Origin of the sequence: Cronobacter dublinensis subsp. dublinensis LMG 23823, assembly GCF_001277235.1 — a bacterium.
GTDB lineage: Bacteria > Pseudomonadota > Gammaproteobacteria > Enterobacterales > Enterobacteriaceae > Cronobacter > Cronobacter dublinensis.
This window is the reverse complement of record NZ_CP012266.1, coordinates 3,183,837-3,197,031: the sequence shown is the minus strand read 5'-3', so window position 1 is coordinate 3,197,031 and position 13,195 is coordinate 3,183,837. Positions and strand designations below refer to the sequence as shown.

Annotated in this window: 11 protein-coding genes and 6 tRNA genes; 7 read left to right on the top strand and 10 right to left on the bottom strand. The window is 55.9% G+C overall.

Features of this window, described 5'->3' with window-relative positions:
• The first annotated feature begins 51 nt into the window (after nt 1-51).
• Together ligA and AFK67_RS14695 are read left to right on the top strand one after the other, a co-directional pair.
• Entirely contained in the window at nt 52-2,070 is a 2,019-nt protein-coding gene (gene ligA / locus AFK67_RS14700) for an NAD-dependent DNA ligase LigA (protein ID WP_007724503.1), read from the top strand.
• 1 nt (nt 2,071) lies between these two features.
• Nucleotides 2,072-2,287, top strand: coding sequence for a DUF3820 family protein (locus AFK67_RS14695; RefSeq protein WP_007724499.1), 216 nt, complete (start codon nt 2,072-2,074; stop codon nt 2,285-2,287).
• Nucleotides 2,288-2,368: 81 nt separating this feature from the next.
• Here the strand turns inward: AFK67_RS14695 and AFK67_RS14690 are convergent, their stop codons facing one another.
• From AFK67_RS14690 to AFK67_RS14670, 5 genes are all read right to left on the bottom strand, one after another.
• A complete protein-coding gene (locus AFK67_RS14690) occupies nt 2,369-2,701 on the bottom strand; it encodes a FlxA-like family protein (protein ID WP_007724497.1) in 333 nt (110 codons plus the stop codon).
• Between the two features lie 327 nt (nt 2,702-3,028).
• Nucleotides 3,029-3,104, bottom strand: a tRNA-Lys gene (locus AFK67_RS14685).
• A 4-nt stretch (nt 3,105-3,108) separates the two neighbouring features.
• Nucleotides 3,109-3,184: transfer RNA gene (locus AFK67_RS14680), tRNA-Val, on the bottom strand.
• Between the two features lie 49 nt (nt 3,185-3,233).
• Nucleotides 3,234-3,309, bottom strand: a tRNA-Val gene (locus AFK67_RS14675).
• A 44-nt stretch (nt 3,310-3,353) separates the two neighbouring features.
• Nucleotides 3,354-3,429, bottom strand: a tRNA-Val gene (locus AFK67_RS14670).
• A gap of 260 nt (nt 3,430-3,689) precedes the next feature.
• On the opposite strand from AFK67_RS14670, the gene gltX reads away from it, so the two are divergent.
• Nucleotides 3,690-5,105: a glutamate--tRNA ligase gene (gltX, locus tag AFK67_RS14665; RefSeq protein WP_038883103.1), complete on the top strand. Its 1,416-nt coding sequence runs from the start codon at nt 3,690-3,692 to the stop codon at nt 5,103-5,105.
• A gap of 25 nt (nt 5,106-5,130) precedes the next feature.
• Here the strand turns inward: gltX and AFK67_RS14660 are convergent, their stop codons facing one another.
• Nucleotides 5,131-5,520 (bottom strand): YfeC-like transcriptional regulator, encoded by a 390-nt coding sequence (locus tag AFK67_RS14660; protein ID WP_007750897.1) that lies wholly within the window; start codon nt 5,518-5,520, stop codon nt 5,131-5,133.
• Between the two features lie 3 nt (nt 5,521-5,523).
• On the bottom strand, nt 5,524-5,883 hold the full coding sequence (locus tag AFK67_RS14655) for a YfeC-like transcriptional regulator (RefSeq protein WP_007722422.1): 360 nt from the start codon (nt 5,881-5,883) through the stop codon (nt 5,524-5,526).
• Nucleotides 5,884-6,102: 219 nt separating this feature from the next.
• Between AFK67_RS14655 and AFK67_RS14650 the strand changes: the two genes are divergently transcribed.
• From AFK67_RS14650 to AFK67_RS14640, 3 genes are all read left to right on the top strand, one after another.
• Nucleotides 6,103-6,178, top strand: a tRNA-Ala gene (locus tag AFK67_RS14650).
• Nucleotides 6,179-6,222: 44 nt separating this feature from the next.
• Nucleotides 6,223-6,298: transfer RNA gene (locus tag AFK67_RS14645), tRNA-Ala, on the top strand.
• Nucleotides 6,299-6,475: 177 nt separating this feature from the next.
• Complete coding sequence (locus tag AFK67_RS14640; RefSeq protein ID WP_007722421.1) at nt 6,476-8,665, top strand: EAL domain-containing protein; 2,190 nt, start codon at nt 6,476-6,478, stop codon at nt 8,663-8,665.
• A gap of 44 nt (nt 8,666-8,709) precedes the next feature.
• On the opposite strand, the gene AFK67_RS14635 is transcribed toward AFK67_RS14640, so the two are convergent.
• Nucleotides 8,710-9,894, bottom strand: coding sequence for a NupC/NupG family nucleoside CNT transporter (locus tag AFK67_RS14635; RefSeq protein WP_032966763.1), 1,185 nt, complete (start codon nt 9,892-9,894; stop codon nt 8,710-8,712).
• A gap of 359 nt (nt 9,895-10,253) precedes the next feature.
• On the opposite strand from AFK67_RS14635, the gene AFK67_RS14630 reads away from it, so the two are divergent.
• On the top strand, nt 10,254-11,492 hold the full coding sequence (locus tag AFK67_RS14630; RefSeq protein WP_032966741.1) for an Nramp family divalent metal transporter: 1,239 nt from the start codon (nt 10,254-10,256) through the stop codon (nt 11,490-11,492).
• Between the two features lie 54 nt (nt 11,493-11,546).
• Here AFK67_RS14630 and AFK67_RS14625 read toward each other — a convergent pair whose 3' ends face one another.
• Together AFK67_RS14625 and mgrA are read right to left on the bottom strand one after the other, a co-directional pair.
• Nucleotides 11,547-11,903, bottom strand: coding sequence for a DUF2502 domain-containing protein (locus AFK67_RS14625; RefSeq protein WP_007715746.1), 357 nt, complete (start codon nt 11,901-11,903; stop codon nt 11,547-11,549).
• Nucleotides 11,904-12,038: 135 nt separating this feature from the next.
• On the bottom strand, nt 12,039-13,028 hold the full coding sequence (mgrA, locus tag AFK67_RS14620; RefSeq protein WP_007715744.1) for an L-glyceraldehyde 3-phosphate reductase: 990 nt from the start codon (nt 13,026-13,028) through the stop codon (nt 12,039-12,041).
• Between the last annotated feature and the right edge of the window lie 167 nt (nt 13,029-13,195).

Here is a 13,195-nt window from a genome sequence, read left to right as displayed (position 1 = left end):
TCTTTCACTAACCCCCGCCTGTCGGGGGTTTTTTATCATTGATGGTGCGTTATGGACTCTATCGAAGAAAAACTGACTCAACTGCGAACCACGCTTCGCCATCATGAATTTCTCTACCACGTCATGGACGCGCCGGAAGTGCCGGATGCGGAGTATGACCGCCTGATGCGTGAACTGCGCGCGCTGGAAGAGGCGCATCCTGAACTGGTGACGCCGGACTCTCCCACCCAGCGCGTTGGCGCAGCGCCGCTTACCGAGTTCAGCCAGGTGCGCCATGAGGTCCCGATGCTCTCGCTGGATAACGTCTTTGACGAGGCGAGTTTTCTGGCATTCAACAAGCGCGTAAAGGACAGGCTCAAAAGCACCGATGCGCTGGTCTATTGCTGCGAGCTGAAACTCGATGGTCTGGCGGTCAGCCTGCTCTATGAAAATGGGCTGCTGGTGCGTGCCGCCACGCGCGGTGACGGTACGACCGGTGAGGATATTACGCTTAACGTGCGCACCATCCGCGCCATTCCGCTGAAACTTCGCGGCGACAACATCCCGGCGCGTCTTGAAGTGCGCGGCGAAGTGTTCCTGCCACAGGCGGGTTTTGAAAAGATTAACGACGAGGCCAGACGTACCGGCGGGAAAGTGTTCGCCAACCCGCGTAACGCGGCGGCGGGCTCGCTGCGTCAGCTCGATCCGCGCGTGACGGCGAAGCGCCCGCTGACCTTTTTTTGCTACGGCGTCGGTCTGCTGGAAGGCGGCGAGCTGCCGCGCAGCCATATGGGCCGTCTCCAGCAGTTTAAAGACTGGGGCCTGCCGGTGAGCGATCGCATTCGTCTGGTGGAAACGCCGGAAGACGTGCTGGCGTTTTACCATCAGGTGGAAGCCGACAGGCCGACGCTCGGTTTTGACATCGACGGCGTAGTTATCAAAGTCGACTCGCTGGAATTGCAGGAACAGCTGGGCTTTGTGGCGCGCGCGCCGCGCTGGGCCGTGGCCTTTAAATTCCCGGCGCAGGAGCAGATGACGACAGTGCGCGACGTGGAGTTCCAGGTCGGGCGTACCGGCGCGATTACGCCGGTGGCGCGTCTGGAGCCGGTACAGGTAGCAGGCGTGCTGGTCAGCAACGCGACGCTGCATAACGCGGATGAGATTTCCCGCCTTGGGCTGCGTATCGGCGATAAAGTGGTTATTCGTCGCGCGGGCGATGTCATCCCGCAGGTAGTGAATGTGGTGCTCTCTGAAAGGCCGGAAGAGACGCGGCCCGTGGTGTTCCCGGCCCAGTGTCCGGTATGCGGGTCAGACGTCGAGCGCGTTGAAGGCGAGGCGGTGACGCGCTGCACCGGCGGGCTTATCTGCGGCGCGCAGCGTAAAGAGGCGCTAAAGCATTTTGTCTCGCGCCGCGCGATGGATGTGGACGGCATGGGCGATAAAATCATCGACCAGCTGGTGGAAAAAGAGTACGTCCATACGCCTGCCGATCTGTTCCGTCTGACCGCCGGTAAACTGACCGGGCTCGATCGTATGGGGCCGAAATCGGCGCAAAATGTGGTTAATGCGCTGGAGAACGCGAAAGAAACGACGTTTGCGCGCTTTCTCTACGCGCTGGGTATTCGTGAAGTTGGCGAAGCGACCGCTTCCGGGCTGGCCGCGCATTTCGGCACGCTTGAGGCGCTGATCAACGCCTCGATTGACGATCTGCAAAACGTGCCGGACGTCGGGATTGTCGTCGCAACGCACGTGTTTAACTTCTTTGAAGAAGAGAGTAACCGGGCGGTTATTCGCGATCTCACTGAAAACGTGGGCATTCACTGGCCCGCGCCGCAGGTGGTGAAAGCGGAAGAGATAGACAGTCCTTTCGCCGGGAAAACGGTGGTGCTGACCGGGACGCTGAGTCAGATGTCTCGCGATGACGCTAAAGCGCGCCTTGCCGCGCTGGGGGCGAAGGTAAGCGGTAGCGTGTCGAAGAAAACCGATTTGCTGATTGCCGGTGAAGCGGCGGGCTCCAAACTTGCGAAAGCGCAGGAGCTGGGCATTGAGGTAATCGACGAGGCGGAAATGCTGCGCCTGTTGGGTGAGTAAAATGGAAAAAGAGCAGCTTATCGCTATCGCCAATACGGAAATGCCGTTTGGCAAATACAAAGGCCGCAGGCTTATCGACGTGCCGGAAGAGTATCTGCTGTGGTTTGCCCGCAAGGATGAATTTCCGGCGGGCAAGCTTGGGGAACTGATGGCGATGACACTGCTTATTAAAACCGAAGGGCTCACGCACCTCGTTTCGCCGCTGAAAAAACCGTAACAAAAACGGCGCGAATATTCGCGCCGTGGTTTAACTTTCCTGCCATTTCACCTTGCCCTGACAGGGCAGGGGATATCGTTCTTATACGTAGACATCAATCTGATGGTCACCGGAAGCTTGCTTCACGGATTCCACCTGTTTGCTTTCCTGCTTTTGCTGCGCTTTTTCAGCCTGCTCGCGCTGCAACTGCGCCAGCTGAGCCTGCAGCATTTTGATCTGGTTCTGGATAAGCTGCTGCTGTTTCTGCTTTTCTTCCGTCGTGCCCTCGCTGGCAGCAAGATCTTTAAGCTTGGTGGTGAGCTTATTGATTTGCTGCGTCAGGCGAGCAATCTGTGAAGCCAGATCGTTGCCTGTTGGCGCGCTGCTGCTACTCGTCTGGACAGACGGGGTGGAAGCGGTAATGGTAGTCGACATCATGTCCTCCTTTTTTATAAGTCCGCAAAAATTATCGGCAGTGTGGCGAAAAAGCTGAGTGCGACCGGAAGAAAAGAGGGGTAAGAAGAAGGATAAGCGCGGCCGAAAGACGGCGAAGTAGAATAACGCCCATAGCAAAAAGGCGTCGCCAGCACCCTTTTTACACTGGTGGGTCGTGCAGGATGACTCGCTTCGCTCGCTCTTGGGGCCGTCGCCGTAAACGACTTCGGTGTCTCGCCATGAATGGCTCGACTCGAACCTTCGGCAGGTTCGAATCTTCCTGGCATACAGATAGCAAAAAGGCGCCTTTAGGGCGCCTTTTTACATTGGTGGGTCGTGCAGGATTCGAACCTGCGACCAATTGATTAAAAGTCAACTGCTCTACCAACTGAGCTAACGACCCGAAGTGGTGGGTGATGACGGGATCGAACCGCCGACCCCCTCCTTGTAAGGGAGGTGCTCTCCCAGCTGAGCTAATCACCCACTTCGGTACTTCTGTTACTGCATGACAAGAAATTCGCTGGCGAGAAAGTGGTGGGTGATGACGGGATCGAACCGCCGACCCCCTCCTTGTAAGGGAGGTGCTCTCCCAGCTGAGCTAATCACCCACTTCTCATTTCTTGTCTACACGGCGGAAGCCACTTGTTTAGAGTGGTGGGTGATGACGGGATCGAACCGCCGACCCCCTCCTTGTAAGGGAGGTGCTCTCCCAGCTGAGCTAATCACCCCCGCTGTGTGGAGTCGCATTATAGGGAGAGTTGGAAATGAGTCAACGCCTTTTCCAAAGTTTTTGTTTGTTCGTCGTAAAATTAGACAGCGCGCTGGTTTTATGGGCGTTAAGGTATGATTTATCAACAGATAACGCCTGAAAAGCGGGGCCGAAAGGTATCAAGATTGAGGAATCAGCACAGGGTGGTAGAATATTGCCCACTTTGTCACTCCCTGGCATGTGCCGCTTAATGGCATTGTTAAACACTAAGGCCAATCAATGAAAATCAAAACCCGCTTCGCGCCCAGCCCGACAGGCTATCTGCATGTCGGCGGCGCCCGTACCGCGCTCTATTCCTGGCTTTTCGCTCGCCATGAGGGCGGCGAATTCGTGCTGCGTATTGAAGATACCGATCTTGAGCGCTCCACGCCGGAAGCCATTGAAGCCATTATGGATGGTATGAACTGGCTGAGCCTGGAGTGGGATGAGGGTCCGTATTTCCAGACCAAACGCTTCGATCGCTATAACGCGGTGATTGATGAGATGCTGGCGGCGGGTACTGCCTATAAATGCTACTGCTCGAAAGAGCGTCTTGAAGCGCTGCGTGAAGAGCAGATGGCGAAGGGCGAGAAGCCGCGTTACGACGGTCGCTGCCGTCACGGCCATGAACATCACGCTGATGATGAGCCTTGCGTCGTGCGTTTTGCTAACCCGCAGGAAGGCTCCGTGGTGTTCGACGACCAGATTCGCGGCCCTATTGAGTTCAGCAACCTTGAACTCGACGATCTGATCATTCGCCGTACTGATGGTTCCCCGACCTATAACTTCTGTGTTGTGGTCGACGACTGGGATATGGAAATCACCCACGTTATTCGTGGTGAAGATCATATCAACAACACCCCGCGTCAGATTAACATTCTGAAAGCGCTGGGCGCGCCGGTGCCGCTGTACGCGCATGTTTCGATGATCAACGGCGATGACGGTAAAAAACTCTCCAAACGTCACGGCGCGGTCAGCGTGATGCAGTATCGCGACGACGGCTATCTGCCGGAGGCGCTGCTGAACTATCTGGTGCGTCTGGGCTGGTCCCACGGCGATCAGGAGATCTTCTCTCGTGAAGAGATGATCGAGCATTTCTCGCTGGGAGCGGTCAGCAAATCGGCGAGCGCGTTCAACACCGATAAACTGCAGTGGCTGAACCATCACTACATCAATACGCTGGCGCCGGAATATGTGGCGACGCACCTGCAGTGGCACATCGAGCAGGAAAACATCGACACCCGCAACGGCCCGCAGCTGGCGGAGTTGGTGAAACTGCTGGGTGAGCGCTGCAAAACGCTGAAAGAGATGGCGCAGACCTGCCGCTACTTCTATGAAGATTTCAGCGAATTCGACGCCGACGCGGCGAAAAAACATCTGCGCCCGGTTGCGCGTCAGCCGCTGGAAGTCGTGCGCGATAAACTCGCCGCGCTCACCGACTGGACTGCCGAAAATGTGCACCATGCCATTCAGGCAACCGCCGATGAGCTGGAAGTGGGCATGGGTAAAGTCGGTATGCCGCTGCGCGTCGCCGTCACCGGGGCAGGGCAGTCGCCGGGCCTGGACGTGACCGTCCACGCGATCGGTAAATCCCGAAGCGTAGAACGTATCAATAAAGCGCTGGCCTTTATCGCGGAGCGCGAAAACCAGCAGTAATAAAAAAGCCGGCGCATGCCGGCTTTTATTTTTCCTCGCTAAGCCCCAGCCTTTTCACCAGCCCTGCCTTACCTTCCTGATTAATCAGCTCGCTTAAGCGCGCCTGCTCCTGCGGCGACATCATCTCCAGCGTGCGAATAAACTGGGCCATGATTTCGTTATCCCAGGTCACGTAAGGCGTTTCACTCTCTTCGGCGCGGCTGTAGAGATGAGCGCTATAGCGCAGCTTATCGGTGGAAAGAAAATAGTCATAGACCTGCTGCGTGATGAGGATTAACAACGCGCCGCCTTTACGGCCTTTTAGCGGAATGCGCTTCCAGCCATTTTTGCGCGCCCAGCCGCTGATGGTCTGGGCCGTGTATCCGGACAGCTCACCCAGTTCGCCTGCCGTCATCCAGCGTGTAAATCTGTTCATGGCTTAATCCGTATGGCGAATATCCAGACGCTGCAACATTCCGGCGATGCCTTCGCGCAGCAGGAGAGAAGTCAGCTGTTTCTGCTCGGACTGGCTCATTTCTCGCAGGGAGTTCAGCAGCAGATTCTCAAGCGGCGCTTCGACGGTGGCCGTATAGGTCGCGACATTTTCAGCGGCGCGACGGGCGCTGCGAATAAACGTCAGCACCTGCTCGTCCACATGAATAACCCGTGCTTTCCCACCCTGCACGCCGGGTTTCGGCGAGGTCTGCCAGCCTTCTTTACGTACCCATTTATTGATCGTCTGACGACTGTACCCGGTGTAATGCGCCAGTTCGTCCGGGGTCATCCGGTCCTTGACCATGGCTAATCCTTTTCAAAATGTAAGCCTATTAGGGGTTCATCTTACGAGATCATATTACGGGAAACTGTGACGCGAATAACTAGCGTATTTGGAGAACGGGATTTTGGGAACCTTTTTGCTGGCTTTTTCGGCACTTGAAAGGCAAAGATCAATTTGGCGTTGACACTGTCCGGTGGAATTCTTATTATCCCGCCCGTCAACGCGACAAGGTGTTCCGACGGGGCTATAGCTCAGCTGGGAGAGCGCTTGCATGGCATGCAAGAGGTCAGCGGTTCGATCCCGCTTAGCTCCACCAAACCTTTATCCCAACAGGTTTGGTCAGTAACACCAGAATCTCGTGGGGCTATAGCTCAGCTGGGAGAGCGCTTGCATGGCATGCAAGAGGTCAGCGGTTCGATCCCGCTTAGCTCCACCAAAATTAAAACCCTCGCCTCATGGCGGGGGTTTTTGCTTTCTGACGTATAAAAAAAGCAGTCGCGCCCGGCATCCTCTGCTTTATTCCTCGCGAGCGGGCATTTCCTTGCCACTCTGGCGAAAGGTTTTTATGATAAAAGCCTGTTGAACACGCCGCCATGCCTGTAAGAAGCGCCTTATGAATTATCGCCACGGTTTGCGTAAGTCAGGCCTCGCGTTATTGCTGTGCGTCCTGTTGTTGCCGCTAGCGCGATGGTTATCCCCGAAAGCCGTCGTTGATGGCGAGGGGATATATTTAACGTATTTACCGCTCAGCCTGATGCTGGCGATGATTTATCTTTTCGGCCGTTATGCCATTATCCCACTAGCGCTCTCTTTATTGCTGTTCTACGGCTGGTATTTTCCGCTAAATAGCTTGCAACTGCTGGCGTTTGTATTTTGTTTCCTGGGGCCATTAGTTGTGGTCTGTGGTATTAGCCGCGTGTGGCAGGGCCCGCGCTGGCGCTTTGCTGTGGCCCGAAAAGGCACCGGGTTGCGCTTGTTGCTGATGGGGCTCATCGTGCCTTGCCTGATCAAGGCGCTGATGATTTTTTCAGGCTATTACCTTGATTATCCAGACGCTATCGCGTCCTACTTTGGCGAGAGCTCATCGTTTTACAGCATCGTCACCGTGCAGGGGCTAATGGCGGCGTCGGCGATTTTTGTCGATATCTTTTATTATCCGGTGCGCATAGCATTAAGCCCCACCTTTGCCCGCGCCTTGTGGCGCCGCTGCGTTATTCCGTTAATGGCGCCTGAAAAGAAACTGCCCGTGATGTGCTGGTTCGCGGCCATTTTCGTGCTGCTGATCTTATTCACGCTGCCGTTTAAATTATTCTTAATTTCCATCTATACCCTGCCGGTGATTTTCGTTTTATTTACCGCCGGGATATTTCTCATCGGGCCGGTACTGATTACGCTGCTCTGGTCGGTGTCGTTATTATTATTGCTTGCCAGCAATCACAGTTTTTTACCGCCGGACAAAACCGGTTTTCTGCTGGCTTTTATGCTCTCCATTTTTATTTCCTTTACCGTATCCATGCGCTTTATGACCGTCATTTTCAATAAGAATGAGTGGATGAAGCGCCAGTACCGCATGCTCGCCTTAACCGATCCGCTGACCCGGCTGCCCAATCTGCGCGCGCTGGAGCGGCACTTGCAAAGCGCGCCAGCCGGAGCATTGTGCTGTCTGCGCGTGGCGAACCTCGAATTTCTCAGCCGTCATTACGGCCTGATGATGCGTATTCAGTGCAAAAAAGAGGTGACTGCCCTGCTGCAACCCTGGCTGAACACGGAGGAAAAAATCTTCCAGCTGCCGGAAAGCGATTTACTTATCTGTTTGTCTGGCCCCGAGCCGCAGGCCCGGCTGCGGCACATGGTGGATATGCTGAACAGCAAGCGCATTCAGTGGAATGGCGCGCAGCTTGAGCTCGATTACAGCGCCGCCTGGGCGCCGCTGCATCAGGCGCAGGTGCCTGATGAACTCTACCGCACCATTGGGCAGCTGAGCTATCTGGCGGAGTACGCCAGCCCCAGTGAACCTGTGGTGGCGCTGGAGAGCCGCGGCAAAGGGATTTCCGGGCAAACCAGCGAGCCGGTGCTGATGCTGCAGAAGGTAAAACGCGCGCTGGCGGGCGACGGCGTCACGCTGTTCGCACAGCCGATACGCAACGCGCAGGGCGAGGGCTATGCTGAGATCCTGGCGCGTCTGCACTACGACGGCGAGCTCATCATGCCCGATAAATTCATTCCGCTGATTGCCCGCTTTAACCTCAGCGCGCGCTTTGATATGCAGGTGCTGGAAAAACTCCTTCGCTACCTTCACGCGCACCCGCAAACGTGTCCCGGCGCGCGCTTTTCCGTTAACCTGATGCCGCTGACCCTGCAACAGCAGGGCATCGCGCAGCAGGCTATCGCGCTGTTTGAGCGCTACCGTGTGCCGGTGAGCGCGGTCATTCTGGAAGTGACGGAAGAGCAGGCGCTCTCTGGCTCGGAAAACACCATGCAAAATATCGCGCTGTTGCAGGCGCGGGGATTTTGCATCGCGATTGACGATTTCGGCACCGGCTATGCCAACTTCGAGCGGCTTAAAAATTTACAGGCCGACATCATTAAAATCGACGGCTGTTTTGTGCGGAATGTGGTGAGTAATACCTTTGACGCGCTGGTGGTGAAATCGATCTGCGATCTGGCGAAGGCCCGCTCGCTGACGGTCGTGGCGGAATTTGTCGAAACCCCGGCGCAGCGCGATCTGCTCTTTTCGCTCGGCGTGGAGTATATCCAGGGTTACCTGCCAGGGCGGCCGGAACCGCTTGAGCGCGAGGCATAAAAAAACCGGAGCCAGGCTCCGGTTTTTTATGTTGAGGTTAGCGCTTACAGCACGAGGGCTGCAATCGACGCAGAGAGGATGCTCACAAGCGTCGAGCCATACACCAGCTTCAGGCCGAAGCGGGATACCACGTTGCCCTGTTCTTCATTCAGACCTTTGATAGCGCCCGCGATGATGCCGATGGAAGAGAAGTTCGCGAAGGATACCAGGAACACCGACAGAATGCCTTCCGCGCGCGGGGAGATAGTGCCTGCCAGTTTTTGCAGATCCATCATCGCCACGAATTCGTTGGACACCAGTTTGGTCGCCATAATACTGCCCACCTGCAGCGCTTCGCTTGCCGGCACGCCCATCACCCAGGCCACCGGGTAGAAGATATAACCCAAAATGCCCTGGAAGGAGATACCGAGTACAGCGGCGAACAGCGCGTTCAGACCAGAGATCAGCGCGATAAAGCCAATCAGCATCGCAGCCACGATAATCGCGACTTTAAAACCGGCCAGAATGTACTCGCCCAGCATTTCGAAGAAGCTCTGACCTTCGTGCAGGTTCGACATCTGCAGGTCTTCTTCATTCTCAACGCGGTACGGGTTAATGATAGAGAGCACGATAAAGGTACTGAACATGTTCAGCACCAGCGCGGCCACCACATATTTGGGCTGCAGCATGGTCATGTACGCGCCAACAATCGACATGGACACGGTAGACATGGCGGTTGCGGCCATGGTGTACATGCGGTTGCGCGACATTTTGCCGAGAATATCTTTATAGGCGATAAAGTTTTCTGACTGTCCCAGAATCAGCGAGCTTACCGCGTTAAAGGATTCAAGCTTGCCCATACCGTTGACTTTAGAAAGCACGGTACCGATAGCGCGGATAACAATCGGCAGCACGCGAATATGCTGCAGAATACCGATCAACGCAGAGATGAAGACGATAGGGCAGAGCACTTTCAGGAAGAAGAATGCCAGGCCTTCGTCGTTCATTTTACCGAACACAAAGTTGGTGCCTTCGTTTGCGAAACCCAGCAGTTTCTCAAACATCTCGGAGAAGCCCTTCACAAAACCCAGGCCCACGTCGGAAGTTAAGAAGAAATAAGCAAGTAAGACTTCAATAACTAAAAGCTGTATGACGAAACGAATGCGAATTTGTTTGCGATTGCTGCTAACGAGCATCGCAAGGAGCGCTACAACGGCGAGCGCCAAAACGAAATGAAGAACGCGGGACATATGTGCTCCAAATATTATGAGGCAGGTTTAATTTCCGTGCACATTCTATGCAACAACCATTTAGAAAACGAGATCTGCAACACACTATAGTTACGTCATGTGACGAAACGCGAAAAGAGTGATCGAACATACAAAAATGTTATGTTGCGTAAAGCAGTGAAAGGTTATCTTTTACTGCTACACTTTTAACATACGTGGGCGCATTTTAGTGTGTTTTGCTCGCGTTCCTCGACCTTAACCCGCCTTTCATTGATTTCAGCTATCAGAACCATCAGAGATTATCCGGCTTAATGAACTTGATAATCATTCTCATTTTGATAGCATGAAACATAGCAAAGGCTATATTTCAGAGGCAGAGCATGAATCACAGTCGCGTTGAGCAACGTCGTGACCGAACAGCGCGGAAGTTAAGACTGGCCCTGATGGGACCGGCTTTCATCGCTGCCATTGGCTATATCGATCCGGGCAACTTCGCCACCAATATCCAGGCCGGGGCCAGTTTCGGCTACCAGCTGCTGTGGGTGGTGGTCTGGGCCAACCTGATGGCGATGCTGATACAGGTGCTCTCCGCCAAGCTTGGCATCGCGACCGGCAAAAACCTTGCCGAGCAGATCCGCGATCACTATCCGCGTCCGGTCGTCTGGTTCTACTGGGTGCAGGCCGAGATCATCGCGATGGCGACCGATCTCGCGGAATTTATCGGCGCGGCGATAGGCTTTAAGCTTATCCTCGGCGTTTCGCTGTTGCAGGGCGCGGTGCTGACCGGTATCGCCACCTTCCTGATTCTGATGCTGCAAAAGCGCGGGCAAAAGCCGCTCGAAAAAGTCATTGGCGGACTGCTGCTGTTTGTGGCGGCAGCGTATATCGTCGAGCTTTTCTTCTCGCAGCCTAAGCTCGCGGCGCTCGGCAAAGGGATGCTTATTCCGAGCCTGCCGACGTCGGAAGCGGTTTTCCTGGCGGCGGGCGTGCTCGGCGCGACTATCATGCCGCACGTGATTTATCTGCACTCGTCGCTCACGCAAAACCTGCATGACGGCTCGCGCAAAGAGCGCTATTCCGCCACCAAATGGGACGTGGCGATCGCCATGACTATCGCGGGCTTTGTAAATCTGGCGATGATGGCGACGGCGGCGGCCGCGTTTCACTTCAGCGGACATACCAAAGTGGCCGAGCTCGATCAGGCGTATCTGACGCTCGAACCGCTGTTAAGCCATGCGGCGGCCACGATTTTCGGCCTGAGTCTGGTGGCGGCGGGGCTCTCCTCGACGGTGGTCGGCACGCTCGCGGGGCAGGTGGTGATGCAGGGGTTTGTGCGCTTCAGCATTCCGCTGTGGGTGCGTCGCTCGGTCACGATGGCGCCGTCGTTTATTGTCATCCTGATGGGGCTGGATCCGACGCGCATTCTGGTCATGAGCCAGGTACTGCTGAGCTTTGGTATCGCGCTGGCGCTGGTGCCGCTGCTCTTCTTTACCAGCGATAAAAACCTGATGGGCGATCTGGTCAATACGCCGTGGGTCAAGAGAACCGGCTGGGCGATTGTGGCGCTGGTGGTGGCGCTCAATATCTGGCTGCTGGTCGGCACGGCGCTCGGGTTATAACCGACGTAAAAAAGGCAGGCGCGAGGCCTGCCTTTTTGTTATCTCAGTTAGCTGTCAGTGGTGATGCCCGTGGCCGCGGCCATGTTTACCCCACCCGCGACGGTCGTCGCGATCGTTCCAGCCTTCGCGATAGCCGCGCTCATAAGCGCGACGGTCGTCCCAGCCGCGATGTTTATCCCAGCCGCGATGACGGCCATTGTCATGACGCCACCAGCGGTCGCCGCGCCACTCATAATGGTTACGCCAGTAATCACGGTCGCGCCAGCGGCCGCCGTCCCAGTAGTTACCGTAATTGTCGCGATCGCCAATTTGTAATTTGATGGATGGCAACAGGGTGATTTCACCAGCGCTCGCGATAAGCGGTGCTGTACCCGCCAGTAACGCGGCTGCAAGAATCAGTGACCTGAACATACTTATCTCCTTCACGATCGGGGCCGTAATGGCCTGTTGCAGTAATATTACGGACGTGTAAATCGCTGCAGCATCGCTCCGACTCTGAAAACAGGTATGACCGCACTTTTTGCTAAAGCCGCGTGGTCTCGTGCGCTATGCCAGAATCGCTTCGATCGCCGCGCGTTCCTGCGCCGAAAAATCGCGTTTCGCCAGCATGCCCACGGCGTCGTCGATCTGACTGGTTTTGCTGGCGCCAATCAGTACCGACGTCACTTTTTCATCGCGCAGCACCCAGGCGAGCGCCATCTGCGACAGCTTCTGCCCGCGCTGCGCTGCAAGCGCGTTCAGCTGGCGGACCTTTTCGAGCTTCGCATCGGTGATTTGATCAGGATTCAGGAAACGGCTGCCGCTGGCGGCACGGGAGTCCGCCGGAATGCCGTTCAGGTAGCGGTCAGTGAGTTGTCCGCCCGCCAGCGGCGAAAACGCTATGCTCCCGACGCCTTTCTCCCGGAGCAATTCCAGCAGGCCATCTTCCACCCAGCGCTCGAACATCGAATATTTCGGCTGGTGGATAACGCACGGCGTGCCGAGTTCCGCCAGCAGGTCAATCGCCTCGCGGGCGCGATCCGCCGGGTAGTTGGAAATACCAACGTACAGCGCCTTACCCTGTCGCACGATATGGTCCAGCGCGCGCATGGTTTCTTCAAGCGGCGTCTCCGGGTCCGGGCGGTGGTGATAGAAAATATCGACATACTCAAGGCCCATACGCCTGAGGCTTTGATCGAGGCTCGAAATCAGGTATTTGCGTGAGCCCCAGTCGCCGTAAGGCCCGTCCCACATGGTGTAGCCCGCTTTGGTGGAGATAATCAGTTCGTCGCGATACGCCACGAAATCTTCTTTCAGGATGCGGCCAAAATGGCTTTCGGCGGAGCCCGGCGGCGGCCCGTAGTTATTGGCGAGATCGAAATGGGTAATGCCGAGATCGAATGCGCGGCGCAGTAACTGGCGGCTGGTGTCGACCCGGGTCGCATCGCCGAAGTTATGCCACAGGCCCAGTGAAATGGCCGGAAGCTTCAGGCCGCTGCGTCCGCAGCGGCGATATTCCATCGTGGTGTAGCGCGCAGGATCTGCCTGATAAACCATGCTTATTCACCTCTGTACGTGGTTGCTACCCTGTTGGGGGAGCGGGTCGGAGTAAAAAGCGATACCGCCAGTGTATACGGTTACACAAAATGTGAAAGCCAACAGCCTACACGCCCGGCGCGCGTAAATCTTGCTTGCCACCGCTTTTTGCTGCCGCATTCTGGACA